Below are 25,859 nucleotides of genomic sequence, written 5' to 3' on the forward strand. Positions count from 1 at the left end.
GTCTAACACGCAGCGAGCCATCGAATCGGGCGGCAAGCCAAGAGTCAGACGGCGTCCAGGTCCGTTTCCAACAGTTTCACCAAGGCATCCAGTGCCTCGTCAGCACCTTCACCCTCGGCCCGGAGCACCACCACATCGCCCTTGGCCGCGCCAAGCGTCATCAGGGACAGGATGCTGGCGGCGTCGAGGGCGTCTTCGGCGGGTTCTCCCTGCATGGCGATGGTGACGTCCACGGACTGTTCACCGGCTGCCTCGGCAAAGAGCGCCGCGGGACGCGCGTGGAGGCCGGACTTGCTGGCGATGGTAGCTGTGCGTTCGGGCATGGGTTTCTCCTTGCGGTTGGGAACTTGCGGAACTTGCGGATGCGGCGGGTCGGGCTGGACTTACAGCCCGAGCTCTTCGAGCACCGGGAGCTTGGCGCGCACCCACTCGCGGGCTTCCGTCGCACTTGGTGCGGACAGGGCCAGCCGGGCCAGCTCCTGCGCCTGTTCCTGTGTGACGGTCTTCAGCACAGTCCCGACGGCGGCCAGCGAGCGCGCGGTCATGGACAGCGTGCTGACGCCAAGGCCCGTGAGTACGACGGCGAGCGCAGGGTCCGCGGCCGCCTCGCCACACACGCCGACAGGCTTGGGATCGCCTTCCCGGCCGGATGCTTCGGCGGCGGAGCCTTCCACGGTGAGCTGCACGAGCCGGAGAACTGCGGGCTGCCACGGAGTGTTCAGTTCGGCCAAGGGGCCCAGTTGGCGGTCGGCTGCCATGGCGTACTGGGTGAGGTCGTTGGTGCCGAGTGAGGCGAAAGCGACTTCCCTGAGTACTGTTGCGGCGGTGAGTGCTGCCGAGGGTACTTCCACCATTACGCCGGGTGTCTTCAGTCCGGCGGCGGCGCAGAGTGAGGCGAAGCGGCCGGCTTCGGCTGCGGTGGAGATCATGGGGGCCATGACCCACACGTCGGCTTCTGATTCGGAGGCGGCCTGTGCGATCGCGGAGAGTTGGCGTTCCAGGACGCCGGGGGTGGTGAAGTCGGTCCGGTAGCCGCGGACGCCCAGCGCGGGGTTGGGTTCTGTGGCATCGGTGAGGAAGGGCAGGGGCTTGTCCGCGCCGGCGTCCAGGGTGCGGAGCACAACCTTCTTGCCGGGGAACGCGTCAAACACTGCCTTGTAGGCCGCGGCCTGTTCGTCCACGGAGGGCTCGGTGTCGCGTTCGAGGAAGCAGAACTCGGTGCGGAACAGGCCAACGCCCTGGGCACCCAGCCCCGCGGCGGCGACCGCGTCCTTGGCACCTCCGACGTTGGCGAGCAGCGGCACCAGGTGTCCGTCCGCCGTCGTGCCGTTTCCGTCGAAGGAAGCGAGCGTTGCCGAGGTTTCCGCCCAGGCCGTTGCGGCGGTGCGCTGTTCATTGGAGGGTTCCAGGGAGACGAGGCCCGCGGCGCCGTCGACGTAGATCTCGGTTCCGTCGGGTACGGAGTCGACGCCGTGCGCTGCCACCACGGCGGGGAGGCCAAGGGAGCGGGCGATGATCGCGGTGTGTGACTGCGGTCCGCCGCCGGAGGTGACCAGGGCCAGCACTGTGGAGGGGTCCAGTGTGGCGGTATCGGCGGGGGCGAGGTCTTCGGCGACGAGGATGAAGGGGGTTGCCGAGGAGGGGATGCCGGGTGCGGGAACGCCGCGAAGTTCGGCGACGATGCGGGCGCGGACATCCAGGACGTCGGTGGCGCGTTCGGCCATGTAGCCGCCCAGGTTATGCAGCATTTCGGAGACGGAGGCGCCGGCTTCCCAGATGGCTCGTTCCGGGGAGGTCCCTGCATTGATCAGCTTGGTGGCCGATTTCAGCAGCATGGTGTCCTTGGCCATCAGTGCCGTCGCTTCGAGGACGGCCTTGCCGTCGCCGCTGGCGGTATCTGCCCGGCGTTTGAGCTCGTCATGGACGGTTTGGGCTGCTGCCTTCAAACCGGCGACGGCGTCTTCCGGGCTGGCGTCCGCTGCGAGCCGTTCGCCCGCGGGCGGTTCGCTGACCGGCTTGGGCATCTGCCGAACGGAACCAATGATGCGTCCAGGGCTTACCCCTACTCCTTGGAAATTCTGCACTGAATCCTCTGTTCCTGCTGGTTGGATCTGACCCTGCGGCATCGGCACCACGAGCCTTGAAGTCGAGCTTACAAAATTGTGCTGTGAGCCACTTCATATAGCAACGCTATAGGTGCTAGGGTAGCGGCTATGAGTTTCGATGACCAGCTTCCGCCTAAAATTCGGTTGCTTCGCGCAGCTGCCGAATTGCTGGCAAATTCGGAAGGGTCAGCGGTCTCAACGCGCCAAATCACCAAGCTTGCCGGTGTCACGGCGCCCACGCTCTACCACCACTTCGGAACCAAAGAGGGCTTGTTCGACGCTGTCGTGTCGGCCGGTTTTGAAGAGTACGTGGCCAAGGAGCGCGACTTTGCACCGTCCGGGGAACCCCTGGAGGACGTCAGGCGGATGTGGGACAACCACGTCAGGTTCGGACTCTCCCAGCCCCATCTGTACTTGGTGATGTTCGGCAATATCCGCCCGGAGAGCCGCCCGGCCATTGTGGCCGACGCGGAAGCCCTCCTGGAGGAGATGCTGAACAAGGCCGCCATCTCAGGACAGATCAATGTGCCGCCCCGCGAAGCGGCGCGCAGCATCCTCGCGGCCAATGTGGGCGTCACGCTCATGCTCATCGCCGAACCGGCCGAAGACCGGAACCTGGAGCTATCAACAATGACCCGGGATTCCATGATCTTCGCCGTCTCCACGGATACCGCCCGTGGCGCCGCAGCGGAGGACTCCGGTAAGTCCTCCGTGGTTGTTGCGGCAATCGCCCTGAATGCGGCACTGCAGGCCTCGCATTCTGACCAACTGTCCAGTTCTGAATTGAAGCTTTTCCTGGAATGGCTTCACCGCATCTCCAGCAGCTCCTAAAGCTGTCCTCTCGATCTATATCGACTGACCCCGCGCCGCCGCGGGAAACACGTTAGGAATTCACATGGCAACAGAGACCGTTGCGAAGCCCCGCACCAGCGTTCGCGTTGGTGTCCAAAAATTCGGAACCTTCCTGTCCGGCATGATCATGCCCAACATCGGAGCCTTCATCGCGTGGGGCCTCATTACGGCCCTGTTCATCGAGAAGGGCTGGTTCCCCGTTGCCGAGTTGGGCGGGTTCGGCACCAACGCCGAGGGCGAGCCCAACGGGGGCATCGTCGGCCCGATGGTCACCTACCTCCTTCCGATCCTGATCGCGTACACAGGCGGGCGGATGGTCTATGACGTCCGCGGCGGTGTGGTTGGTGCCATCGCAACCATGGGTGTCATCGCAGGAACCGACTCGCCAATGTTCATCGGTGCCATGATCATGGGCCCGCTGGGCGGTTGGACCATGAAGCAGATCGACCGTCTGTGGGACGGGAAGATCCGCCCGGGCTTCGAAATGCTGGTGAACAACTTCTCCGCGGGCATCTGGGGCGCAGCGTTGGCCCTCGGCGGTTTCTATGGTCTGTCCTGGGTGGTCCAGCGCTTCACTGAAGGTGCGGGTGCCGTTGTGGGCTTCCTCGTCAACAACGGCCTGCTTCCCCTGACCAGCATCTTCATCGAGCCGGCCAAGGTCCTCTTCCTCAACAACGCCATCAACCACGGTGTCCTCACACCTTTGGGCATTCAGCAGTCCCTGGACCAGGGCAAGTCCATCCTCTTCCTGCTTGAGGCCAACCCCGGCCCCGGCTTCGGCATCCTGCTGGCCTACATGTTCTTCGGCCGCGGCGCTGCCAAGGCTTCGGCTCCCGGTGCTGCCGTCATCCACTTCCTCGGCGGTATCCACGAGATCTACTTCCCGTACGTCCTGATGAAGCCGATCCTGATCCTCGCTGCCATCGGCGGCGGCATGACCGGCATCGCAACCCTGGCCATCACCAACTCCGGCCTCGTTGCTCCCGCAGCTCCGGGTTCCATCATTGCCGTACTGGCCCAGACTTCCCGCGACAGCTATGTGGGCGTCATCCTGGCTGTGGTCCTCGCAACGGCAGTGTCCTTCCTGATCGCATCGCTCATCCTTCGGACCTCCAAGAACAAGGGCGAAGACGACCTCAGCGCCGCCACGTCCCGCATGGAAGCCATGAAGGGCAAGAAGAGCTCCGTTTCCTCCGCCTTGGTGGGCGATGAATCCGCCGCCGGCCGCGGTGAAGGCACCGTCCTCACCCGTCCCGTCCGGAACATTGTCTTCGCTTGCGACGCCGGCATGGGTTCCAGCGCCATGGGTGCCTCGGTGCTGCGGAACAAGATCAAGGCAGCCGGCTTCCCGGACGTCAAGGTCACCAACTCCGCAATCGCCAACCTGAGCGACACCTACGACGTTGTGGTCACGCACCAGGACCTCACCGAACGGGCACAGCCGCGGACCTCGTCCGCCGTGCACTACTCGGTGGACAACTTCATGAACAGCCCCAAGTATGACGAGATCGTTGAACTGGTGCGGACCAGCAACGACGCAGAGGCAGGCGGTGCCGCCGTCGGAGAAAGCACGACGCCGGAAACCACCGCGGGTGCCCGGCCTGCCGCAGCTGCCACTCCCGCTGCGCCGGGTACCAGCCATGGTGCGCATGCCGCCGAGCCGGCCACCGCCGTCGAAGGTAAGGGCGTCCTGCTTGCCGAAAGCGTGAAGCTGAACGGCTCTGCGCAGGACCGTGACTCTGCCATCGACGAGGCCGGCCAGCTCCTCCTGGACCGCGACGCAGTGGATGTCAGCTACGTCCACGCCATGCACGAACGCGAGGAATCAGTGTCCACCTACATGGGCAGCTTCCTGGCCATCCCGCACGGCACCAACGACGCCAAGGACCACATCAAGCACTCCGCTGTTTCGATCGTCCGCTACCCCGAAGGCATCGACTGGGGCGGCAAGCAAGTGAAGTTCGTGGTCGGTGTGGCCGGCCTCAACAATGAACACCTCCACATCCTGTCCTCAATCGCGAAGATCTTCACCAACAAGGCCCAGGTGGCCCGCTTGGAGGAAGCAACCACGGTTGAGGAAGTCCTGGAGCTGTTCGGAAAGGTCAACGCATAGTGAAGGCAGTCCATTTTGGGGCAGGCAACATTGGACGGGGATTCGTGGGGCTTTTGCTGCACGAGGCCGGCTACGAAGTGGTGTTCGCGGATGTCGCGGACGCGCTCATCAGCCAGTTGGCCGGCGCGGACAGCTACGAGGTGCATGAAGTGGGCGAGCACGCCGCGGTCAAGACCGTGGACGGCTTCCGCGCACTGAACTCGGCAACCGAGGAGGCTGCCGTCGTGGAGGAAATCTCGACGGCGGATGTGGTCACCACCGCCGTGGGGCCGCACATCCTCAAGTTCGTGGCACCCGTGATCGCCCGCGGCCTGGCTGCCCGTCCCGCAGGGCTGCCCCCGCTCCAGGTGATGGCTTGCGAGAACGCGATCAACGCCACGGACATCCTGCAGCAGGAGGTCCGCTCCGCGTGGGACGAGTCCGCAGGCAGCCTGGATGCCGTGGCTGTCTTCGCCAACACCGCAGTGGACCGGATCGTCCCCAATCAGGCCCCGGGCCAGGGCCTGGACGTCACCGTGGAGACCTTCTATGAGTGGGTCATCGACCGGACTCCCCTCGGCGGCAACGCACCGGTCATCCCGGGCGCGACCTTCGTGGACGAGCTGGGTCCCTACATCGAGCGCAAGCTCTTCACGGTGAACACGGGCCACGCCTCGGCTGCATACTTCGGGTACCAGGCGGGGCTGGAGAAGATTTCCGATGCCATGGCCGACCCTTCCGTCGCGGCAAAGGTGCGGGCCGTGCTGGAGGAAACCAAGGAACTCCTGGTGGTCAAGCACGGCTTTGCGGAAGCGGAGCAGGAAGCGTATGTGCAGAAGATCCTGTCCCGCTTCACCAACCCCCACCTGCCGGATACCGTGGTCCGGGTTGGCCGGGCACCCCTGCGGAAGCTCGGACGGCACGAACGGTTCGTCGGGCCCGCTGCGGAGCTGGCCGAACGCGGCGTGACACCCGTGGCGTTGCTCGAGGCGATGTCGGCAGCCCTTCGATTCGACGAACATTCGGACGACGAAGCCGTGGAGCTCGCCAAGCTGCTGTCCGAACTGGATGCGGCCGCCGTCGTCGAACGGGTCACGGAACTTCCGCCGTCGCATCCGCTGTTCCCCGCCGTGCAGAAACTCGTCGAGGACCGCCAAGCCCGCTGATCCTCTATCACCTCCCGCCGGTTTTCGCCGGTTCCTCTATCACTTCCCGCCGGTTCCGGCGGTTCCTCTATCACCAACAGAAGAGCCCGACCCGTCACTCACCTGTGCCGGCGTCGGGCTCTTCTCTTGGTCAAGAGGCGCTCGGCGCCCCCGACGCTCTATCACCTCCCGCGCGTTTTCGGCGGTTCCTCTATCACCTCCCGCCGCGTTTGGCGGGACGCTCTCTCACATCCCCAACGGCACCCTGCCGTCGCGGATTTCCGGCCTTGACCAGGAGGGCATCCAACTCCTTCTCGACTACGAGCGCGCCCACGGCAACAGGCTCCCGGTCATCCAGATTCTCGAGAGCCGGCTCAACGCGCTCAAGGGTGGAACGGAGCCACGCGGAACCACCGCGCCCACCACCCCCAGGTGAGCCAGTCGAGCACAGGTTCGCCGGTGAGCCCCGCGACGTCGGGCCCTCCGGTTAACCCGCCGTCGCAGGGTGACCCCACCAATCCGGCCCAGCCCCGCTAACCACCCATCCCTCTGCATGGTGCGAGAGGATCGCCCGAAACGCGTCGGGATGTGGGAGAGCAATCCGGAAAAGGCGTCGGGATGTGAGAGAAGGGCGGTAGCAGGGGGAAAACGCAAAGCCCGACGTCGGGCACCCAGGCTGGGTGTCCGACGTCGGGCTTTTATTGCGTGAGGGCTTAGCGCGCTGCCGCGGTTTCCCTCTCAGCCATGGCCTTCCACTCGGCCACGCGGGCCTGGTGGAGGGGTGACCGGCGGACCACGGCGTAGGCGATGCCGAGGACGGCGAACCAGATCGGCGTGACGAGCAGTGCAGTGAGCGTGTCCGGCTGCGTCGTCAGGGCCCAGACCAGGAACGCGAAGAATGCGAACACCACCCAGACCATGGGGATGCCGCCGGGCATCTTGAACGGGGAGGCTGCGTGCTGCTCGGGGCGGCGCTTGCGGTAGACGAGGTAGCTGGCCAGGATGATGGACCAAACGAACATGAAGCAGACCGCGGATACCGTGGTCACCATGTCGAACGCGGCGCCAACGTCCTTGCCGGCGTAGAGGAGGACGACGCCGGCCAGCAGCAGGACGCAGGACAGGAACAGGGCGTTCTGGGGTACTTTGCGGCGGGAGAGGTGGCCGAAAAGCTTGGGCGCGTCGCCGTCGTTCGCGAGGCCGAAGACCATCCGGGAGGTTGAGTAGATACCGGAGTTGGCCGAGGACATTGCAGAAGTCAGCACCACCAGGTTCACCACGGTCGCGGCCATGCCGAGGCCGGCCAAGGAGAACATCGCGATGAAGGGGCTGTGCCCGGCCTTGAACTCGGTCCACGGGGTAACGGACATGAGGATGATGAGGGCGCCTACGTAAAAGAGCATGACGCGCAACGGAATGGCGTTGATGGCGCGGGGGAGGTTGTGCTCCGGGTTCTTGGTTTCAGCTGCCGCGGTGCCAACCAACTCGATACCCACGAACGCGAAGACAGCGATCTGGAAGCCGGCCACGAAGCCCATGAATTCCTTGGGGAAGAAACCGCCGTGGCTCCACAGGTTGGTGAAGCTGGCCGTGCCGGCGTTCGACTGGAAGCCGGTGAAGATCATCACGAGGCCAACAACGATCAGGGCAACGATTGCCACGATCTTGATCAGCGCGAACCAGAATTCCGTCTCGCCGAAAGCTTTGACAGTGGGCAGGTTCAGGAGCAGCAGGATGAGGATGGTGGCCAGGCCCGGGATCCACAATTGGATACCAGGCCAGAGCTCGTTGGCGTAACCGGCGATCGCGATGACGTCCGCGACGCCCGTTACTACCCAGCAGAACCAGTACGTCCAGCCCGTGAAGAAGCCCGCCCAGGGTCCCAGGAGGTCGCCCGCGAAGTCGCTGAAGGACTTGTAGTTGAGGTTGGACAGCAGGAGTTGGCCCATGGCGCGCATCACGAAGAAGAGCATGAAGCCGATGATCATGTAGACAAAGATGACGGAAGGGCCGGCTACGGAAATGGTCTTGCCCGAACCCATGAACAGGCCGGTTCCGATTGCGCCGCCGATAGCGAGGAGCTGAATGTGGCGGTTGCTGAGCGCGCGTGACAGGTGTGGTTCGCTGTCCCTGCTTGAGGCGGCGCGCTGCCCCGTGGTTGTTTGGTCTGACATGTTTGTTCAAGAACCCTTCGAAAGAACCGTCACAAAGGTGACGGCCGTTACAAATCTGCTTGACCAAGCTATAGCCAAGTGTGGGTAATTGACCAATCGATCGGTTGGCGGATGTCGTGGCGGCTTAATCGACCGCGGACGTGGTGCCTGCGCAGCACCACGTCCGCGCCTCCCTAACCGTTTCTCCGTCGGTAGATCCCGTTGGCAGCGGCGTACGCCACCGCGAGGATGCCGAGGCACCACGCCAGTGCCACCCAAATGTCCGATCCCACGGGCTCCTGCGCGAACAGGTTCTGGAGGGTGTTGACGATCGACGTGACCGGCTGGTTTTCCGCGAACCAGCGGACAGGTCCCGGCATGGTGTCCGTGGGGACGAAAGCCGAGCTGATGAAGGGCAGGAAGATCAACGGGTAGGAGAATCCTCCCGCACCGTCCACCGATTTCGCGGAGAGCCCGGCGATGATGGCTATCCAGGTCAGGGCAAGCGTGAAAAGTGCCAGGATGCCGGCCACTGCGAGCCAGTCAAGGATGGTGGCCGATGTGCGGAATCCCATGAGAAGCGCAACGCCAACAATGATCACCAAGGATAGGCCGTTTGCCGCGAGGGACGTCAGGACGTGCGCCCAGAGTACCGACTACCGTGATACCGGCATTGACCGGAACCGCTCGAAAATTCCGCCCTGCAAATCGGTGAAGAGGCGGACCGCCGTGTAGGCAATGCCCGAGGCGATGGCGATCAGCATGATGCCGGGCAGGAGGTAGTTCACATAGTTGGAAGTCCCGGTGCGGATGGCGCCCCCAAAGACGTAGACGAACAGCAGCATCAAGGCGATCGGTGTGATCGCGGTGGTGATGATGGTGTCCACGCTCCGGAAGATGTGCCGCATGGAACGGCCGGTCAGTACCGCGGTATCCATCACGAAATGCGTGCTCATGACCTGTCCTTCACTGATTCGCCATGTCCCACCAGCGCAAGGAAGATGGCCTCGAGGCTGGGTTGCTTTTCGACATACTCCACCGTGGCTGGCGGAAGGAGGCGCTTGAGTTCCGCCAACGTTCCATTGGCGATGATCCGGCCGCCGTGCAGGATGGCGATTCTGTCCGCGAGGTTCTCCGCCTCGTCAAGGTACTGGGTGGTGAGGAGCACGGTAGTGCCTTGGCTGGCGAGGTTCCTGACGATGTCCCACACTTCCAGCCTGGCCTCGGGATCAAGCCCCGTGGTGGGCTCATCGAGGAAGACGACCCGAGGTTCGCCGACCAGGCTCATGGCAATATCCAGCCGACGGCGCATGCCGCCTGAGTAGGTTGCGGCCTTCCGCGCCCCCGCGTCCGTGAGTCCGAACCGCGCAAGCAACTGGTCTGCGGCTTGTTGCGGGTGCGCCAGATGCCGCAACCTTGCCACCAGCACCAGGTTCTCCCTGCCCGTGAGGATCTCGTCGACGGCAGCGAACTGCCCGGTCAGGCTGATGACTTCGCGAACCTTATGAGGCTGGGCGCCGACGTCGAAGCCCTCGACGGCGGCTTCCCCGCCGTCCGCTGCGAGCAGCGTGGACAGGATCCTCACCAGCGTGGTCTTCCCTGCTCCATTGGAGCCCAACAACGCGAAGATGCTCCCGCGTGGAACGTCGAAATCGACGCCTCGAAGAACATCGGTGTCCTTGAAGGACTTCCGGACGCCCTCCACAACAATTGCCGGGGCCGAAGCTGGAAGGCTCATGACTCACTCCTCCTTCTTTTTGGCGTCTTCCACGGCCTTGGTGAGCCGTTCGCGTTCCTTGTCGATCCAGCGCTTCCCCCCGTAGGCCTGGGCGAAGGTTTCAGCGAACTCGATGGGGTCCTCCCCGACAATCCCGCCGATGGGTGCGCCGTCGATCGCTGCACGTTCCCAGAGATCGGCGAGGTCCGTGAACATCTGGACCATGGTCCCGCCCTCGGTCACGCCGCCGTAGTACATCAGGTACCGGTTGTAGGCAGCGGCCACGGTCCGGTACGGCTCGGGGAGCGCGTCCATCCGGGATTTCGCCTGCTTGTACTGCTTCTTTTGTTCGAGTGATCCGGTGACCGTTTCGATCCATTTCGCCGTCATGTCAGTTCCCTCCCTTGCGGAGTTCTTCGAGCCGTTCGGACAAGAAGCTCCACGTGTTCCAAAATTCCTTGAGTTCGTTCTCGCCCTTGGTATTGAGCGTGTACACCTTGCGGGGTGGACCTTTTTCCGACGGACGCTTCTCGACGTCCACCAGGCCCTTCTGCTCAATCCGGACCAATAGGGCATACACGGTGCCTTCGGCGATATCGGTGAAGCCCCGGGCCCGCAATTTGGTGGTTATTTCGTATCCGTACGCGGCTTGTCCGGTGAGGAGGGCCAGAACGATGCCTTCCAGCGTCCCCTTGAGCATCTCCGTCATTTGCTTTCCCATGGGAGACCTCTCGCTACTCAGTCTTACTAACTACCAGTACATAGTAAGACTGAGTAGCGGTACTTAGCAATACTTAGTTGCAGCCCGCGGCAAGCTTTTTTGGCCAACCCAACCAGGTCGCATTAGTGCGCGTTCTCACGGCTGAAAACGCGCTTAGCTGCGACCCAGTTGGGACATTGTTGACATTTAGGTACCCTAACTATTAGGGTACCTAAATATGATCAAAGCTTTCGATCCCGCGCTCCTCGACCTAGCGCAGGAATTCCGTGAGACCCTGCGCTTGGGCGTATACATGTTCCGCCGGCTGGACCCTGAAGGGGATCTCACGGCAGCGCAGCTCAGCCTGCTGGCCATGATTTCCGACGGCGGTCTCCGCGTCGGAGACGTCGCCCGGAACCTTGGAATCAAGGTCCCCAGCGCTACCGAACAAATCATCAAGCTTGAGCGCGCAGGCCTCGTCAGCAGGCAGCCGGACCCCGATGACTCCCGGGCCGTGCAGGTCGCCATCACCCAAGCCGGCATGACCGCCGTCGACTCTGCCAACCAGCGCAGGAACGAGCTGGTAGCCACGCTGTTGCAGGAACTCAGCGACGACGAACTTGGGCACCTGACGGCGGCACTGCCCGTGATCACAAAGATCAACAACGCTTTCCAGAACTAATCCGAAAGGGGCACACCCCATGTCACGCCAGTTGGCTGACGCCTCAACAAGCGCCGAAAACACCTTGGAAGCCGAGAAGGTTTCTTTCCTCAAGCAGCCCAAGGCAGTGTGGGCAACGGCCCTCGCCGCAGTATTCGCCTTCATGGGTATCGGCCTTGTTGACCCCATTCTTCCCGCGATCGCCGAAAACCTGGACGCCTCCACCAGCGAAGTGTCCCTCTTGTTCACCAGCTACTTCCTGGTGACGGCCGTGGCCATGCTCATTAGCGGCTTCGTTTCCTCGCGGATCGGCGGCAAGAAAACGCTGCTGATTGGCCTCGCGGTGATCGTGGTGTTCGCTTCGCTGTCCGGGCTCTCCGGCAGTGTGGAACAGCTGGTGGGCTTCCGTGCCGGCTGGGGACTGGGTAATGCGTTGTTCGTGGCCACGGCGTTGGCGGTGATCGTCGGCGTTGCCAGCGGTGGAACCGGAACGGCGATCATCCTCTATGAGGCAGCCTTGGGCCTGGGTATCTCGCTCGGACCACTGCTGGGTGCCTTGTTGGGTGGCTGGCAGTGGCGTGCCCCCTTCTTTGGCACCGCGGTCCTGATGGCTGCCGCTTTCATCGCCCTGATCGCTTTGCTGCCCAAGACCCCGGCCCCTGCCAAGAAAGCGCGGCTGCGGGATCCGCTCCTTGCGCTCGGCCATAAGGGTCTCAGCACCACCGCCGCCAGTGCGCTGTTCTACAACTACGGCTTCTTCACCATCCTGGCCTTCACCCCGTTCATCCTTGGCATGGACGCGTACGGCATCGGGGGAGTGTTCTTCGGTTGGGGCGTTGCTGTTGCAGTGTTCTCGGTTTTTGTGGCCCCGGTCCTGCAGAATCGCTTCGGTGCGGTCAAGGTCCTCACCGGGACGCTGTTCTTCCTCATGCTCGACCTGATCGGGCTGGGACTCGCCGCGGGGCACTCGGTGCCGGCCGTCGTCGTGCTTGTCATCGCTGCCGGCGCCCTGCTGGGCGTCAACAATACGATCTACACCGAACTGGCCATGGGTGTTTCCGATTCACCGCGACCCGTTGCCTCCGCCGGGTATAACTTTGTCCGCTGGATGGGCGGTGCACTGGCGCCGTTCGCGGCCGCGCAGCTCGGCGAACATTTCGGTCCCCAGGTGCCGTTCTTCGCCGGCGCCGTGGCCATGGTGTTCGCCATCCTGGTGGCATTCGGCGGGCGCAACTACCTGAAGGCCCACGAACCCCACCTAGTCCAGCACCCAACTAAGTAGCAGCAGTGCGCGTTTCGAGCCGTCAAAACGCGCACTTTTGCGACCTACTTGGGCTGGTCGGCCGTCGGCAGCGGTGTTACGGGGACGCCCTTGGGCACGAAGAGCGTTTCCGCCTGCTCAAGGGACATGCCGTTGGTCTCCGGCACCTTGAACATGACAAAGAAGAACGACGCCGCAGCGAACGCTGCGTACATGGCGTACGTCAGCGGAAGCGAGGCTGCCGCCATGACAGGAAAACTCAGCGTGATGGCGAAGTTGGCAATCCACTGCGCTGCCGCAGCCAAGCCAAGGGCGCGCGCGCGGATGCGTGAAGGGAAGATCTCGCCCAACAGGACCCACACGAGGGGGCCCCAGGAAGCTCCGAAGCTGATCACGAAGACGTTAGCCGCCACCAACGCGGCCGGACCCCAGCCGCCCGGCAGGGAAATGGCCGTGCCGGTTCCGGTAGCCGAGGAAAACGCGACCGCCATGACCCCAAGGGACACGGCCATGCCAATGGAACCCGTCAGCAGGATCGGGCGACGACCCACACGGTCCACCAAGGCGATGGCCACCAAGGTGACCAGGATGTTGGTGACCGAAGTTGCCACTGAGATGGTCAGCGAGTCCTTCTCTTGGAAGCCGACTGCCTTCCACAGCGTGGTGGAGTAGTAGAAGATCACGTTGATGCCCACGAACTGCTGCAACACGGACAAGATGATGCCGATCCAGACCACGGGCTGCAATCCGAATGCCTTGCCGCGCAGGGAGCCCTTCTTGCTGGAGAGTTCGTCTTCCTGGATTCCCTCGCGGATCTCGCGGATGTGGCGCTCGATGTCTTCGCCGGGCATGATGGCGTCGAAGACCTTGCGGGCTTCCTTGTCCTTGCCGTTGAGCACAAGGAATCGCGGGGACTCCGGCAAGCGGTAGGCGATCAGGCCATAGACGGCGGCCGGAAGAGCGCAGGCAATGAACATCCAGCGCCAGGCTTCGATGCCCAGCCAGAAGTCGTTGGCGGCGCTGCCCGCGGAGTTAGCAAGCAGTGCGTCGGACAGGAGCGCGGCGAAGATGCCGGTGGTGATGGCCAGCTGTTGGAGTGAGGCCAGGCGGCCACGTACGTGGCGGGGCGAGATCTCCGAAATGTAGGCGGGGGCGATCACCGATGCCAGGCCGATGCCGAGGCCGCCCACGAGGCGCCAGAAGATAAGGTCCCAGACGCTGAACGCCAGGCCCGTTCCAAGGGAGCTCACCAGGAAGAGGATGGCGCCGATCTTCATGGCCGGGATGCGGCCATAGCGGTCGGCGACTTTGCCGGCCAGGTAAGCACCCAAGGCGCATCCAAGCAGGGCGATGGCAACCGCAAAACCGGTCACGGCCTCGCTCAGAACGAACTCATCCTTCATGGCATCGACGGCCCCGTTCACAACGGACGAGTCGAACCCGAACAGGAATCCGCCCACAGCTCCCGCGACCGCGAGGCCGACCACCTTTCGGGAGACTGGTGGGGTGCCTTCAGCGCTGGAGTTGGACATGGTTCTCCCTTGGGACTTGTGGTTGGGATTCACGGTGCAGTCGTCATCGGCTTGACCGACGGGGACGCCGGTGCACACGCGCTACACAGTGTGGCACGTCATATCGGACAAGTTCCAGTCACAAGGAAAGGATGACATGCATTCACTAAGTGAATGCATGTCATCCTTTTTGGATCCTCAGGCTTCAATTCCCGCTCTGAAGTGGGCTTTTGACCTTGGTTGCGTCAATGAAATGAACACAAGGAGCAGTAAGGCCCATGAATCAAAGAAGTAGGCCTAGTGAGCTGGGGCTGCTTCCTTGGCGGCCGACTTGGGGTCGGTTAGTTTCTTGTTGGGCAGGGCGAAGCTGATCAGGAACGCAATGACCATCAGGCCTGCAGCCGTCAACATGACGACGTCGATTGCCTGCGCGAACCCCTCAGTGATGGGCCTGGTGAGGGTGCTGTTGGCGGCGTGGACCCAGCTGGTGTCATTGAGGGAGTCGTTGCTTGCGCCGTTCTTGAAGAAATCGAACAGCTTGGCGTTGGCGGGGTCACCGGCAACGGCAGGGTCCTTCATCACGGCTTGGTAATCGGGGTTGGAGACCGCGGCCTTCATGCCATCGGCGATCTTGTCGGCGGCCAGGCTGAAGAGCAGGGAGATGAAGACGGCCGTGCCGACGGCTCCGCCCATGGAGCGGAAGAACGCTGCCGTGGAGGTTCCCACCCCCATATCCTTGGGCGGGACGGACACCTGCATCGCGAGTGTCAGCGGCTGCATGCAGAAGCCGAGTCCAACGCCGAAGAACACTGCAATCAGCCCCGGCACCCAGAGCCCGGTATCAACCCCCAGGACGAGGCCCATGGCCAGGGCGGCGCCGGCAAGAATGGCCGTGCCAAGGATGGGGAAGATCCGGTAGACGCCGGAGGATGAGATGGTGCGGCCGGCGCTGATGGACCCGAACAGGATGCCGATGGTGAATGTGATCATCATGAGGCCGGCTTCGGTGGGGGTGAGGCCCTTGACCAGCTGCAGGTACATGGGGAGCATCGCGATGGCACCGAACATTCCGATGCCAATGATGAAGTTCAGCAGCGACGAGAGCCCGAAGGTGGCGTTGCTGAACAGTCGAAGCGGGATGAGCGCGTAGTCGCCGGCCTTCTTTTCGACGAACAGGAAGGCTCCGATGCCCACCACGCCGAGTCCGTAGCAGAGCCAGGAGGCGCCCGAGGCCCAACCCCAGGTGCGGCCTTGCTCGGCGACCAGAAGCAACGGCACGATCCCCAACGTGATGGTGGCAGCACCCCAGTAATCGATCTTCTGCTTCACATGCCGGGCCGGCAGATGCAGGAACATGTAGACCACAACCAGCGCGGCAAGGCCGATGGGGAGGTTGATGAAAAAGACCCAGCGCCAACCGTCAAAACCGAGGATGTTGCTTGCACCGGCCAGGGCGCCGCCGATCACGGGCCCCAGGACCGAGGAAATGCCGAATACGGACATGAAGTAGCCCTGGTACTTGGCCCGGTCCTTCAAAGCAACAATGTCCCCGATGATCGTAAGAGCCAGGGCCATGAGGCCGCCTGCTCCAAGCCCTTGCACGCCCCGGGCCATTGCGAGCTCAGTCATGGAATGGACCGAACCCGCATACAGCGAACCGGCCAGGAAGATCGCAATGGCCACCAGATACAGCGGGCGTCGGCCAAAGATGTCGCTGAGTTTGCCGTACAGGGGTGTGCTGACGGTGGATGTGATGAGGTAGGCGGTAGTTGCCCACGCTTGGAGGGACAATCCATCAAGATCGTTGGCGATGGTGTAGATGGACGTCGACACAATGGTCTGATCCAGTGAGGACAGGAACAGGCCGAGCATGAGTCCCACCATCACGGTGAGGGTCTGACGGTGGGTCAGCACCTCGCCGGCGGCCCTGGCTGAGGCGTATTTGGACATGTGGTTCTCCAAGGAAGCAGAAGGAAATCGGGAAGCGACAGATAGTTGCTTTCAGTAACTATCCTAATCCCTGTTTGATTCCCGAAGGAATTGCCGGACGGAACCGGGAATCCTTAGCGTTCCACCAGGATGCCGTCGGGATCGCTGTACACCATGACGCCGGGCTGGATCCGGACATGGTCGATGACGATCTCCACGTCGACTTCCCCTACGCCGGTTTTGGCGCTCTTTTTGGGGTTGCTCCCCAGGGCCTTTATGCCAAGGGACAAAGTTGCCAGCGCTTCACGGTCCCTGACTGCCCCGTTGATGATGACGCCGGCCCATCCGTTGGCCACGGCGCTCGCCGCGATCAGGTCCCCCATGAGGGCGGTACGCAATGACCCTTGGCCGTCGACAACCAGGACAGCGCCTTCACCGGGAGTAGCAAGCACGGTCTTGACGAGTGCATTGTCCTCAAAGCACCGGATAGTCCGGGCCGGTCCGCTGAAGTGCGATTCACCGCCGAAGTTTTGAAACTGTACAGAGATGGATTCCAGGTCCTCGCCGCGCTCGTCGTAGAGATCGGCCGTGTTCAGATGCTCGCTCAAGGTTTCTCCTTCTGGGTGTGATGCCACACTAACGCTGGAATCGCGCGGGCGGCACGGTTGACCGGATCTATGTGGATATGACGGGCGCGCAGGAGGGTTGGGCGCCCTCCGCCCGCGCTAGGCTGAAGCCAAACACTTGAAACAGGGGGGAACCTGCCATGAGTTTGTCCGACCTTCCGGGGCCGGTCCCCGACCCTTTGATCGGAGCGTCAAGAACGACGACGGCACTCGCCGAACCCGTGGAACGCGTCCGGGGACTGTGGGTCACCGGCGTGGTGCTGGTCAACCTTGGCATCAACGCCGCTTTCTTCGGTCCTCTCCAGGTCCTCCTGGGGCAACAGGCGGAGCATTTCAACGCTGCGGAGAAGGAAGCAATCCTGGCATTGGTGACCGGGTGCGGCGCTGCTGTTTCCTTGGTTGCCAACCCGCTCTTTGGTGCCTTCAGTGACCGGACAACCTCCCGCTACGGCCGCCGTGTTCCCTGGGTCCTGATGGGGGCGGTCCTTGCCGCTGCGGCTTTGGTCGCCTTGGCCGGTGCCCCCAATGTTGCCGTCATGACCTTGCTGTGGTGCCTCGTGCAGGCGGGGGCGAACGCCATGTACGCTGCGATTTTTGCAGCTGTCCCGGACAGGGTTCCCGTTCCACAGCGGGGAACGGTGGGCGGTTTGGCCGCTATGGGCCAGACGGTCGGCATTCTGGTCGGCGCGGTGATTGCCGCCGTCGTTGCCGGTAACTTTGCCGCAGGATACTGGGTGTGCGCCGCGTCGCTGCTGGCCGGCATTGTTCTCTATCTCTTCAAGAGCGACGATCAGCCCCTGCCTGCCGGTGAGCGTCCCGCGTTCAGGCTGCTTGGATTCCTCCGGGGCTTCTGGGTCTCGCCCAAACGCTACCCGGACTTCGCATGGGCTTGGCTGACCAGGTTCCTGGTGAGCACAGGCAATCACATGGTGACGATCTACCTGCTCTTCTTCCTGGGGGACGCAGTACGCCTGAAGGAGACCGAAGGCATCGAACCCGAAGTCGGTGTTCTTGTGGTTACGGGCCTGTATGCGGTCACCGTGATCATTACCAGTGTTGTGGGCGGAAGGCTCAGTGACAGGATGGGCAAGCGGAAGCCTTTGGTGATTGCTTCATCAGCCATCATCGCAATGGCCTCGCTGATCCTCGCTTTCGCACCGACCTGGGTCGGGGCGATTTCCGGCGCCTTGGTGCTGGGGATCGGCTTTGGAGCCTACCTGGCAGTCGACTTCGCGCTGATCACCCAGGTCCTCCCCGCAGCCCTCGACCGCGGAAAGGACCTAGGCGTCGTCAATATCGCCAACTCACTGCCGCAGGTATTGGCGCCGGCAATCGCCTATCTGTTCGTCAAGAACCTTGGCGGCTACGTCTCGCTGTACGTAGCCGCAGCCGTGATCGGGCTCCTGGGAGCCGTCTTCGTGGTGAAAATCAAGAGCGTGGCCTAGAAGACGGCCGTGAATTCGCCCCAGCCCCACCCCACGACGCCGGATCCTTTCCAGCCGCCCGCGTTGTTGCCGTAGTACATCCGCATTTGCCCGGCGGTGTCGATGCCCCAGACGTCGTTCGTGCCGTCGCCGTCGAAGTCGCCCACGCCGCCCAGTTTGGTGATCGCGTTCCAACCCTGGCCTATGACCCGACTGGTGGTCCACCCGCCTGAACCGTTGCCGCCGTAGAAGACGAGGTTTCCCGCGGTGTTCCTGGCCAGGACGTCGGGTTTGCGGTCACCATCGAAGTCGCCGGGGGAGAAGATCGCAGTCATGCCGCTCCATCCCCAGCCCACGGTGGAAGCAGACAGGAAACCGCCGTGGCCGTTGCCCGGATAGAGAATCAGTTCGCCGTTTGTCTTGCGTGCCAGGAGGTCATTGTTGCCATCGCCGTTGAAGTCCCCAGCGGCGAAGATCGAACTGAAGATTCCCCAGCCCCAACCGATTTGTTGACGGGGATTCCAGCCGCCGTACCAAGTGCCGGGGTACAGGAAGAGTGAGCCGGCAGCGTCGCGGGCAATAACGTCGTTCTCGCCGTCATTATTGAAGTCGCCGGCCGCGATCATGGTGTTGAAGATGTTCCATCCGGATCCGACCTCGTAGGCCTGTTTCCAAGTACCGTTTCCTCCTGTGGGAAACAGCCCGAGCCGGCCCCAGGGATCACGGATCAGCAAGCTCATTGTGTAAGCGTCCCAGTAGTTGTCACGGTAGAACCCGCTGGTGTGGGGACGATCGAGGCTGACTGTGGAGGAATAGTTGAAGTCCAGGGTATCCAACGGAACGGCCGCTGTTCCGGAGCTCGGAAGGTTGTCCGGGTTGTAGTTCAGGGATCCGTCACGCCAGTACACGATGACGTGACCGGCCTCGGTCTGAATTTCCACGTACTGGGCACGGTAGCTGCCCGGAGCGGCTCCCGGCGCGAAGAAGACCTCGAACGTGTACGTGGAGTCCGTTGGGTTGTAGGAACCCTGGGTCACCTCGCGGTGGACCGTGCCCGTCGCTGTGTTCCGGAAGGCGACGTAAACGTCTGCGATCGGTGCTGAGGCCTTGAGGGTGATCCGTGACTGGGCATGGCCGCCGGCACCGATGGACGTTGGGGTGGTGGATACTGCTACCGGGACGGGAGCGAACGCGTCGTCGGCCAGCGCTGCGGGTGCCGACCCAAGGCCGCTGATAAGAAGAAAAAACGTGACGTATACAGCGAGCCAGGTGCGCGCACGGCGGGCAGGAGTGATCCCCATTGTTCCCCCAAGTCAGGCTGGTTGCAGATAACCGAGCCGGTGTAAGTGACTTGAGGGTACATCGGGAAAGCCGGCGTCTGGGAATTTCCTGGGAACATTTCCAGGCTTAAAGCAAGTCAAACCCCAAAACCAACCGAAATCGGTTTAGAACACCGGGTTGAACGCGCCCCAACCCCAGCCGATGACGCCCGAACCGTTCCACCCGCCGTCGCCGTTGCCGTAGTAAGCCAACAACTGGCCGGAACCGTCCACTGCGAACACGTCCACATTGCCGTTGGCGTCGATGTCTCCTGCTGCGGCGATGGCGGACATGCCGCCCCAGCCCCAGCCGATGGTTGCTGAGCCGCGCCAACCTCCGGCGCCGTTGCCGGCGTAGAGACGCAGGTTGCCGGAAGTATCGCGGGCCAGGATGTCGACGTCGTGGTCACCGTTGAAGTCGCCGGGGGTGATGATCTGGTTGAGGATGTTCCACCCGGTGCCCACCAAGGAGCGGTTAAGCCAACCGCCCTGCCCGTTGCCTGGGTAGAGGTACAGGTTTCCGGTGGTATCCCTGGCGAGGACGTCGTTAACGCCGTCGCCGTTGAAATCGCCGGGAGAGACGATCGACGTGAAGCCGTTCCAGCCGCTGCCGATTTGGCGACCGGCTACGAAGCCGCCGCTACCTGTGCCTTCGTAGAGGAACAGCCGGCCTGCCGAGTCCTTGGCGAGGACGTCGTTGGCGCCGTTACCGCTGAAGTCGCCGGGCGAGAACACTGTGTCGAAGCCGTTCCAGCCGGGGCCAATAATGCGCGCCGGTTCCCAGGCGTTGTTGATCCGGGGATAGAGCATGAGCGTTCCGTCGGTGCGGCGTGCGAGCAGCTCGAAGGCGCCGCGGCCTGTGAAGCCGTTGGCCCGGTTGGACGCTGAAACAGGCGGGGTCTCCTCGCTGGACACCTGCTGGCCCCCGCACCCGTTCTGGCTGGCTACAAGGTGTGCCGCAATGGTTTTGCCCTGGTCCTCTTCAGTGAGGACGTAGTTTGGCCACTGCCTGGAGGAGATGACACCGTCGCGGGTCCAGTAGATGCTGTAGTCGGGACCGGCCGCGAGGCCGCAGCCCATGTACGAGCCCTGTTCGATCTCCACAGTGAGTGTTGATCCGACGAACGGCGCTCCGTGGACCACCGGCTGGTCGGGTTCCGCGGCGGCCATGGCAGGCGCCGGTGCGAAAGTGACTGCGGCGACGATTGCGGCCGCAATTCCCGCCACCGCCCGGCGCACGCCGAACGTAGGGCGTGATGAAGCGCTCATGGTGTCCTCCCCAGACTTATGCCCTTATATGATACCGCTCCTGGGAATCACCTAGAAGATCGCTGTGAAACCACCCCAGCCGCTGCCGACGACTTCCGAACCCCGCCACCCGGTCCGGCCGTCGCTGTAATAGACCACCAGGCGTCCTTGCGGATCCACGCCGTAGACGTCCGGGGAGCCGTCCCCGTCGAAATCTCCGGCGGCACCCACCGACTTCAGGGCGCTCCATCCGACGCCGATCAGCCAGGACCGCGCCCAACCGCCTGCGCCGTTGCCGCCGTAGAAGTAGAGGTAGCCGTTGCGGTCGCGCGCCAGGACATCAGTTTTGCCGTCGCCGTTGAAATCGCCGGGTGTCAGGAGGGCGTCCATCACCTGCCAGCCCTGCCCGACGGCGGTCCGCGCCAACCAGCCCCCGGAGCCGTTGCCCGGGTAGAGATAAAGGGCGCCACCGGGTTCGCGGGCGAGGATGTCATTGGTGCCGTCCCCGTTGAAGTCCCCGGGGCTGACGATGGAGTCGAAGATGTTCCAGCCCTTGCCGATGGTTTGGGCGGGTTTCCACCCTCCCGTGCCGTCGCCGGCGTAAAGGTAGAGGGTTCCTGCGGTGTCCCGCGCAAGGACGTCCGACTTGCCGTCGCCGTTGAAGTCGCCGGGGGAGAGGACGCTGTTGAAGCCCTGCCAACCCCAGCCGACGGTCCGTGCAGGGTCCCACGCTTTGCCTGTGCGACCGTAGAGCGACAACGTGCCGTCGCTGCCCCGCGCCAGAAGTTCGAAGGCCCGGCCGGTGAATCCCCTGGCCCGGTTCACGGCTCCCACGGGCGCTGTTTCGTTGCTGTGCAGGGTTTCGCCGGAGCATGAGTTCTTGCTGGCGGTAAGGTGCGCGGCCATCCGTCCGCCCGTGTCGTCCTGCTGCAGCACATAGTTTCGGCCGGTTTCGCCGGCTACCAGGAATCCGTCGCGGGTCCAGTAGATGGTGAAGTCCGGTCCCTTGCCGCCCCCGCACCCATAGAAGGTGTAGGGGCCGATCTCGGTGGTCAACGTCTTCCCCACAAAAGGTTCACCCTGGACCACCGGGTCCGGGCCGTTGCTGGGCGCCGCCGACGCCGGCAGGGGAGTAAGTGCCATGGCCGCCGCAGCTGCGGTCACTACCGCAGCCGCCATCCGGCGTCGTAATTTCCCCATGTGTGTGCCTTCCGCGCGAGACTGAAACCTCCCAGAAGTTTAGGGTGCCGCGCCGCGAATACCGGGAACGGCATGCTGTGCCGGTGCTCGAGGGACTTTCAGGAAACGGTCAAGAAGCTCCCGTATCATTGATGCGGTCGGTCAGCAGGGGCCCCTCGCTCCAGTCCGCCGCGTCCTTGCCAGCTTCCCAGGAAATCGTCGGAGATGTCTGCAGCAAATTCACTGGAACCGTACTCCCTGGACCTGACCACAGGGCTTCCCCGCATGGCTGCCGCGCCCACTACCCCGCGGCAGTTGTTGCGTTACGCCCGCATCCTCAGGACGGCGGCGGGCTTCGCCCAGCGCCAGTTCGACACCCTGAGCCTTTCCGACGTTGCTGCCCGTGCAGACGTGCCCCTGGGCACTCTCTACCGTTACTTCCCTTCCACCGCGCACCTTATGTTGGCGGTGTACCGGCAGCAGTTGCGGGAATTGCGCGACGGCGTCCGGCAGCGGCAGGGGAACAGCCACGCCCTTGCGGGCCTGATGATGGAGATCTTCCATCTGCGGGTCATGCAGCCGGGTGTGGAACACTGCCTGATCCGCCCCGCAGGAAAGGACAGCGACACAGCCCAGCTGCTGCGGGAGATCGATGCCCTGTCCGAAGAAGTGGTGAACTCACTGAGCAAGGACCCGGGCAATGACCCCGTGAAGGCGCGCATCCTGTTGCATCTGGTGAGTGGTCTGGTCCAGGCCGTGCGGTGCCGGCGGTTGTCGTTGTTCGAAGCGGAGAAGGACCTCAAGAAGGCCTGCAGCCTCGTAGCCGGGGAGTGAACGCGACTCGGGCAGCCAGGGTGCCGCACCCCGGTCCTTTGTACTGGTCTAGACCTCCAGGGGCCAAAAGCCCGCGTTTTCGCATGACCTGAATCACATTTTGTTCTGCAAAAACGTTTTACTCTCGAATCGTCTCTCTAGGTATTGAATCTACCTCTCCCCGACGTTCCCTAGGCTGGAATAACCGAAGCGGCTAGCAGCCCAAATCTTCAGACTCACCGCCGGGCCAGCCACCATTGGCCCGAACCCGCAGTTCTGTCCCTGCCATTCACCACGCCGTGGGTCCACGGCTAGCCTGAGGAGACAAAGACGTGTCCACTGAGACAATTTCACCTGACAACACCACCGCCCTTGTGCTGACCGAAGAGGAAATCTTCAAGGCCCACGAAGGCGGAAAGCTGACCGTATCCAGCACGGTCCCCCTCAATGACAAGCGCGATCTTTCCATCGCGTACACCCCCGGCGTCGCCGAGGTCAGCCGCGCCATCCATGCAGATCCGAAGCTGGCCCGCACCCACACCTGGGCCGAGCGCCTTGTAGTAGTGGTCAGCGACGGCACGGCAGTCCTTGGCCTGGGCAACATCGGCGCAAGCGCCTCCCTGCCGGTCATGGAAGGCAAGTCCGCACTGTTCAAGACCTTCGGCGATCTGGATTCCATCCCGCTGGTCCTCAACACCACGGACGTTGACGAGATCATTGAAACCCTGGTCCGCCTCCGCCCGAGCTTTGGCGCGGTCAACCTCGAGGACATCTCCGCTCCGCGCTGCTTTGAACTGGAAGAGCGCCTCATCGAGGCCCTCGACTGCCCCGTCATGCACGATGACCAGCACGGCACCGCCGTCGTGGTCCTTGCCGCCTTGACCAATGCAGCAAAGGTGACCAACCGCGAGATCGAAAATCTCAAGGTTGTTGTGTCCGGCGCAGGCGCGGCAGGCATCGCCATCGCCGAGATCCTCCTGGCCGTGGGTGTCAAGGACGTCATCCTGCTCGACTCCAAGGGTGTCATCAACGCAGAGCGCGCCGACCTCGTGGCTGATGCCGGCAGCGTCAAGGCACGCTTCGCCCAGCGCACCAACCCGCGCGCTGTTACCGGCGGACCGGGCGAAGCACTCACCGGCGCGGACGTCTTCGTGGGTGTCTCCTCCTCCAAGCTGGCCGAGGAACACCTGAAGCTCATGAACGACCAGTCGATCGTGTTCGCCCTTTCCAACCCGGACCCGGAGGTCCTGCCTGAGGTCGCACGCCAGCACGCAGCTGTTGTAGCCACCGGCCGCAGCGACTTCCCGAACCAGATCAACAACGTCCTGGCCTTCCCGGGTATCTTCCGCGGAGCCCTGGACGCCGGTGCACGGCGCATCACCTCTGAGATGAAGATCGCGGCAGCCCGGGCCATCGCCCAGCTTGCCGAAGAGGACCTTTCCGCCGACTACATCGTGCCGAGCCCGCTTGATGCCCGCGTGGCACCTGCCGTCACCGCGGCTGTAGCGGCTGCCGTCACCAAGTAGCGGTCACCGCTGTACCAACCACGACGGCGACGCCCCCTCACGGGGAGCGTCGCCGTCGTTTTTGCTTAAGGCAGTTCGTGCCCGGCCTGATAGTCGTGTCCAACCTGGCGGACCGGACCGTAAGGTGCCACCTAGACTGGGCCCATGAATGCCGAAGTGATTGTGACCATCCTGTGCGGCCTTGCCATTGCCGTGGGCGTCGCCGGAGTGATCATCCCGATCCTGCCCGGCAGCATCCTCATCGGAGTGAGTTTGCTGGCTTGGGCCATCTGGGGTGGAGCAGGGACGCTTGGCTGGGTGATCTTCGCCGTCGGCATGGTGTTTGTGGTGGCCGGGATGGCTGCCAGTGCGGTGCTGACCGGCAGGAAGCTGATGCAACACGGCATCCCCAACAGATCAGTGCTGGCGGGTGTCGTGGTGGGCGTCGTGGGCATGTTCGTCATCCCCGTGGTGGGGCTCTTTGTGGGATTTGCGCTGGGATTGCTGCTGAGCGAGGTGGCACGCACCCGCGATCTGCGGACCGCCGCACGCTCCAGCCTGGCTGCCCTCAAGGCCACCGGCATCGGCATCCTCGTGGAGTTCGGACTGGCGTGTGCGGCGGCCAGCACATGGGTGATCGGGGTGTGGATCAACGCGGTCAACGGTTAAGCGCGGGCTCCGGGTTGCGCACCTGGGCCGGGCGGAACGAGGCACCGGCCCCGGGGAACATCGGAACATCAATGCGCGCGTGCGTGTGGATCTCCTGCACCGTTGACGCCGTGTGCCCGGCGATCTCGGCCAACGTCGTGACCCACATGCCGTCCAGGTCCTTCACCCGTTCGATCAGCTGTTCCAAAGCCACGGCGCGGGAGGGCCGGCCGGAGATGAAGGGGTGGTTGGTCAGGACGAAGCAGCTGCCCTGCGAGTGGTGGGCCTCGGCTTCGAGGGTCCACATTTCCAACGCCTTGGCGGGGCTCTCGATGACTCCGCTGCCCGTGACGCCAGGGTAGAAGGCGTACTGTTCCCAATCGTCCAGGGCCCAGTCGACGGGGATCTCCACGATGTCACGGGAGTCACCGTCGGCGACGGCCATGCGGTAGGGGGCATCGCCGTCGAGCAGGCTGGAATCGTAGAGGAAGCCGCGGTCGGCCAGCAGCGCCGGCGACTGCCAGTTCAACTCCCACCAGGGTGCCCGGTACCCCACGGGGCGTACGCCGGCAACCTTGTGGAGCGCGTCCAATCCACGGTCCAGGTAGCTGGCTTCAGTGGCGGCGTCAATTCCCTGCATGGGCTCGTGAAGGTAGCCGTGGTGGCCGATTTCATGGCCGGCGTCGGCAATCCGGCGCACGACGTCGGGGTAACTCTCGGCCGTGAATCCCGGGATGAAGAACGTTCCCTTGATGTCCTGCCGCTCCAGGATTTGCAGGATCCGCGGGACGGCGATCTTGGGGCCGTAGGACTGGTGGCTCATGAGGGACATGCGGCGGGTGCTGGTGGGGTCGTGCGCGATGGTGCAGGACTCGGCATCAACATCGAAGGTGAAAGATGCTGCTGCCCTGAAGCCTTCCGGCCAGCTGATGGGATGGAGTGAGTCCGCGAAGGCGGGCTTGTTCATGGGA

The 25,859-nt window shown here is 63.4% G+C and carries 22 protein-coding genes and 1 pseudogene; 9 read left to right on the forward strand and 14 right to left on the reverse strand.

Annotated elements, in window-relative coordinates:
* Positions 1 to 44: 44 nt before the first annotated feature.
* Positions 45 to 323 (reverse strand): HPr family phosphocarrier protein, encoded by a 279-nt coding sequence (locus tag HMI59_RS01985; protein ID WP_021473029.1) that lies wholly within the window; start codon positions 321 to 323, stop codon positions 45 to 47.
* Positions 324 to 383: 60 nt separating this feature from the next.
* Positions 384 to 2,084, reverse strand: coding sequence for a phosphoenolpyruvate--protein phosphotransferase (gene ptsP, locus HMI59_RS01990; protein WP_193592630.1), 1,701 nt, complete (start codon positions 2,082 to 2,084; stop codon positions 384 to 386).
* Between the two features lie 129 nt (positions 2,085 to 2,213).
* Here ptsP and HMI59_RS01995 point away from each other — a divergent pair, with 129 nt between their 5' ends.
* From HMI59_RS01995 to HMI59_RS02005, 3 genes are all read left to right on the forward strand, one after another.
* On the forward strand, positions 2,214 to 2,936 hold the full coding sequence (locus HMI59_RS01995) for a TetR/AcrR family transcriptional regulator (RefSeq protein WP_021473031.1): 723 nt from the start codon (positions 2,214 to 2,216) through the stop codon (positions 2,934 to 2,936).
* 64 nt (positions 2,937 to 3,000) lie between these two features.
* Positions 3,001 to 5,070, forward strand: a complete 2,070-nt coding sequence (locus tag HMI59_RS02000) for a PTS mannitol transporter subunit IICBA (RefSeq protein WP_193592631.1) — start codon at positions 3,001 to 3,003, stop codon at positions 5,068 to 5,070.
* Positions 5,070 to 6,215 (forward strand): mannitol-1-phosphate 5-dehydrogenase, encoded by a 1,146-nt coding sequence (locus HMI59_RS02005; protein WP_193592632.1) that lies wholly within the window; start codon positions 5,070 to 5,072, stop codon positions 6,213 to 6,215. Before HMI59_RS02000 ends, HMI59_RS02005 begins: the two co-directional genes overlap by 1 nt.
* 692 nt (positions 6,216 to 6,907) lie before the next feature.
* On the opposite strand, the gene cycA is transcribed toward HMI59_RS02005, so the two are convergent.
* From cycA to HMI59_RS02030, 5 genes and pseudogenes are all read right to left on the reverse strand, one after another.
* A complete protein-coding gene (gene cycA / locus HMI59_RS02010; protein WP_021473902.1) occupies positions 6,908 to 8,368 on the reverse strand; it encodes a D-serine/D-alanine/glycine transporter in 1,461 nt (486 codons plus the stop codon).
* A 173-nt stretch (positions 8,369 to 8,541) separates the two neighbouring features.
* A pseudogene (locus HMI59_RS02015) lies at positions 8,542 to 9,303 on the reverse strand (ABC transporter permease).
* Positions 9,300 to 10,085, reverse strand: coding sequence for an ABC transporter ATP-binding protein (locus HMI59_RS02020; RefSeq protein ID WP_166185952.1), 786 nt, complete (start codon positions 10,083 to 10,085; stop codon positions 9,300 to 9,302). The pseudogene HMI59_RS02015 and the gene HMI59_RS02020 overlap by 4 nt, the downstream one beginning before the upstream one ends.
* Positions 10,086 to 10,088: 3 nt before the next feature.
* On the reverse strand, positions 10,089 to 10,454 hold the full coding sequence (locus HMI59_RS02025; RefSeq protein WP_021473905.1) for a DUF1048 domain-containing protein: 366 nt from the start codon (positions 10,452 to 10,454) through the stop codon (positions 10,089 to 10,091).
* 1 nt (position 10,455) lies between these two features.
* Positions 10,456 to 10,785, reverse strand: a complete 330-nt coding sequence (locus HMI59_RS02030; protein WP_031217003.1) for a PadR family transcriptional regulator — start codon at positions 10,783 to 10,785, stop codon at positions 10,456 to 10,458.
* 217 nt (positions 10,786 to 11,002) lie between these two features.
* Here HMI59_RS02030 and HMI59_RS02035 point away from each other — a divergent pair, with 217 nt between their 5' ends.
* Complete coding sequence (locus tag HMI59_RS02035; protein ID WP_193592633.1) at positions 11,003 to 11,446, forward strand: MarR family winged helix-turn-helix transcriptional regulator; 444 nt, start codon at positions 11,003 to 11,005, stop codon at positions 11,444 to 11,446.
* 19 nt (positions 11,447 to 11,465) lie between these two features.
* Positions 11,466 to 12,707 carry an MFS transporter gene (locus HMI59_RS02040; RefSeq protein ID WP_193592634.1) on the forward strand — a complete coding sequence of 414 codons (1,242 nt, stop codon included), beginning with the start codon at positions 11,466 to 11,468 and terminating at the stop codon, positions 12,705 to 12,707.
* A 44-nt stretch (positions 12,708 to 12,751) separates the two neighbouring features.
* On the opposite strand, the gene HMI59_RS02045 is transcribed toward HMI59_RS02040, so the two are convergent.
* The 3 genes from HMI59_RS02045 to rraA all read right to left on the reverse strand — a co-directional run bounded on the left by HMI59_RS02045 (position 12,752) and on the right by rraA (position 16,734).
* A complete protein-coding gene (locus tag HMI59_RS02045) occupies positions 12,752 to 14,218 on the reverse strand; it encodes a sugar porter family MFS transporter (protein WP_031217005.1) in 1,467 nt (488 codons plus the stop codon).
* Positions 14,219 to 14,494: 276 nt separating this feature from the next.
* Positions 14,495 to 16,147 carry an MDR family MFS transporter gene (locus HMI59_RS02050; RefSeq protein ID WP_193592635.1) on the reverse strand — a complete coding sequence of 551 codons (1,653 nt, stop codon included), beginning with the start codon at positions 16,145 to 16,147 and terminating at the stop codon, positions 14,495 to 14,497.
* A 113-nt stretch (positions 16,148 to 16,260) separates the two neighbouring features.
* The gene (gene rraA / locus HMI59_RS02055) at positions 16,261 to 16,734 is read right to left on the reverse strand and encodes a ribonuclease E activity regulator RraA (RefSeq protein ID WP_166185947.1); all 474 of its coding nucleotides are present in this window, start codon (positions 16,732 to 16,734) and stop codon (positions 16,261 to 16,263) included.
* Positions 16,735 to 16,892: 158 nt separating this feature from the next.
* On the opposite strand from rraA, the gene HMI59_RS02060 reads away from it, so the two are divergent.
* The gene (locus HMI59_RS02060) at positions 16,893 to 18,197 is read left to right on the forward strand and encodes an MFS transporter (protein WP_193592636.1); all 1,305 of its coding nucleotides are present in this window, start codon (positions 16,893 to 16,895) and stop codon (positions 18,195 to 18,197) included.
* On the opposite strand, the gene HMI59_RS02065 is transcribed toward HMI59_RS02060, so the two are convergent.
* From HMI59_RS02065 to HMI59_RS02075, 3 genes are all read right to left on the reverse strand, one after another.
* Positions 18,194 to 19,477, reverse strand: a complete 1,284-nt coding sequence (locus HMI59_RS02065) for a VCBS repeat-containing protein (RefSeq protein WP_193592637.1) — start codon at positions 19,475 to 19,477, stop codon at positions 18,194 to 18,196. The genes HMI59_RS02060 and HMI59_RS02065 overlap by 4 nt on opposite strands.
* A 144-nt stretch (positions 19,478 to 19,621) precedes the next feature.
* On the reverse strand, positions 19,622 to 20,764 hold the full coding sequence (locus tag HMI59_RS02070; protein ID WP_069696235.1) for a VCBS repeat-containing protein: 1,143 nt from the start codon (positions 20,762 to 20,764) through the stop codon (positions 19,622 to 19,624).
* Between the two features lie 51 nt (positions 20,765 to 20,815).
* Positions 20,816 to 21,943 carry a VCBS repeat-containing protein gene (locus HMI59_RS02075; RefSeq protein WP_193592638.1) on the reverse strand — a complete coding sequence of 376 codons (1,128 nt, stop codon included), beginning with the start codon at positions 21,941 to 21,943 and terminating at the stop codon, positions 20,816 to 20,818.
* Between the two features lie 204 nt (positions 21,944 to 22,147).
* On the opposite strand from HMI59_RS02075, the gene HMI59_RS02080 reads away from it, so the two are divergent.
* The 3 genes from HMI59_RS02080 to HMI59_RS02090 all read left to right on the forward strand — a co-directional run bounded on the left by HMI59_RS02080 (position 22,148) and on the right by HMI59_RS02090 (position 24,909).
* Positions 22,148 to 22,756 (forward strand): TetR/AcrR family transcriptional regulator, encoded by a 609-nt coding sequence (locus HMI59_RS02080; RefSeq protein WP_193592639.1) that lies wholly within the window; start codon positions 22,148 to 22,150, stop codon positions 22,754 to 22,756.
* Between the two features lie 311 nt (positions 22,757 to 23,067).
* On the forward strand, positions 23,068 to 24,261 hold the full coding sequence (locus HMI59_RS02085) for an NADP-dependent malic enzyme (RefSeq protein WP_193592640.1): 1,194 nt from the start codon (positions 23,068 to 23,070) through the stop codon (positions 24,259 to 24,261).
* Between the two features lie 144 nt (positions 24,262 to 24,405).
* Complete coding sequence (locus HMI59_RS02090) at positions 24,406 to 24,909, forward strand: DUF456 domain-containing protein (RefSeq protein WP_166185941.1); 504 nt, start codon at positions 24,406 to 24,408, stop codon at positions 24,907 to 24,909.
* On the opposite strand, the gene HMI59_RS02095 is transcribed toward HMI59_RS02090, so the two are convergent.
* On the reverse strand, positions 24,899 to 25,855 hold the full coding sequence (locus HMI59_RS02095; RefSeq protein WP_166185940.1) for a polysaccharide deacetylase: 957 nt from the start codon (positions 25,853 to 25,855) through the stop codon (positions 24,899 to 24,901). The genes HMI59_RS02090 and HMI59_RS02095 overlap by 11 nt on opposite strands.
* Positions 25,856 to 25,859: the final 4 nt, after the last annotated feature.

It is taken from the genome of Paenarthrobacter sp. YJN-5 (assembly GCF_015040095.1).
Taxonomy (GTDB): Bacteria; Actinomycetota; Actinomycetes; order Actinomycetales; family Micrococcaceae; genus Arthrobacter; species Arthrobacter ureafaciens.

Coding starts and splice junctions, on each gene's coding strand:
- HMI59_RS02025 (WP_021473905.1), bottom strand. CDS start 10,454: ATGACGGCGAAATGGATCGAAACGGTCACCGGATCACTCGAACAAAAG.
- HMI59_RS01985 (WP_021473029.1), bottom strand. CDS start 323: ATGCCCGAACGCACAGCTACCATCGCCAGCAAGTCCGGCCTCCACGCG.
- HMI59_RS02090 (WP_166185941.1), top strand. CDS start 24,406: ATGAATGCCGAAGTGATTGTGACCATCCTGTGCGGCCTTGCCATTGCC.
- HMI59_RS02075 (WP_193592638.1), bottom strand. CDS start 21,943: ATGGGGAAATTACGACGCCGGATGGCGGCTGCGGTAGTGACCGCAGCT.
- HMI59_RS02050 (WP_193592635.1), bottom strand. CDS start 16,147: ATGTCCAAATACGCCTCAGCCAGGGCCGCCGGCGAGGTGCTGACCCAC.
- HMI59_RS02020 (WP_166185952.1), bottom strand. CDS start 10,085: ATGAGCCTTCCAGCTTCGGCCCCGGCAATTGTTGTGGAGGGCGTCCGG.
- HMI59_RS02000 (WP_193592631.1), top strand. CDS start 3,001: ATGGCAACAGAGACCGTTGCGAAGCCCCGCACCAGCGTTCGCGTTGGT.
- HMI59_RS02035 (WP_193592633.1), top strand. CDS start 11,003: ATGATCAAAGCTTTCGATCCCGCGCTCCTCGACCTAGCGCAGGAATTC.
- HMI59_RS02065 (WP_193592637.1), bottom strand. CDS start 19,477: ATGGGGATCACTCCTGCCCGCCGTGCGCGCACCTGGCTCGCTGTATAC.
- HMI59_RS02070 (WP_069696235.1), bottom strand. CDS start 20,764: ATGAGCGCTTCATCACGCCCTACGTTCGGCGTGCGCCGGGCGGTGGCG.
- HMI59_RS02030 (WP_031217003.1), bottom strand. CDS start 10,785: ATGGGAAAGCAAATGACGGAGATGCTCAAGGGGACGCTGGAAGGCATC.
- HMI59_RS01995 (WP_021473031.1), top strand. CDS start 2,214: ATGAGTTTCGATGACCAGCTTCCGCCTAAAATTCGGTTGCTTCGCGCA.
- HMI59_RS02095 (WP_166185940.1), bottom strand. CDS start 25,855: ATGAACAAGCCCGCCTTCGCGGACTCACTCCATCCCATCAGCTGGCCG.
- HMI59_RS02040 (WP_193592634.1), top strand. CDS start 11,466: ATGTCACGCCAGTTGGCTGACGCCTCAACAAGCGCCGAAAACACCTTG.
- cycA (WP_021473902.1), bottom strand. CDS start 8,368: ATGTCAGACCAAACAACCACGGGGCAGCGCGCCGCCTCAAGCAGGGAC.
- HMI59_RS02080 (WP_193592639.1), top strand. CDS start 22,148: ATGTCTGCAGCAAATTCACTGGAACCGTACTCCCTGGACCTGACCACA.
- HMI59_RS02060 (WP_193592636.1), top strand. CDS start 16,893: ATGAGTTTGTCCGACCTTCCGGGGCCGGTCCCCGACCCTTTGATCGGA.
- HMI59_RS02045 (WP_031217005.1), bottom strand. CDS start 14,218: ATGTCCAACTCCAGCGCTGAAGGCACCCCACCAGTCTCCCGAAAGGTG.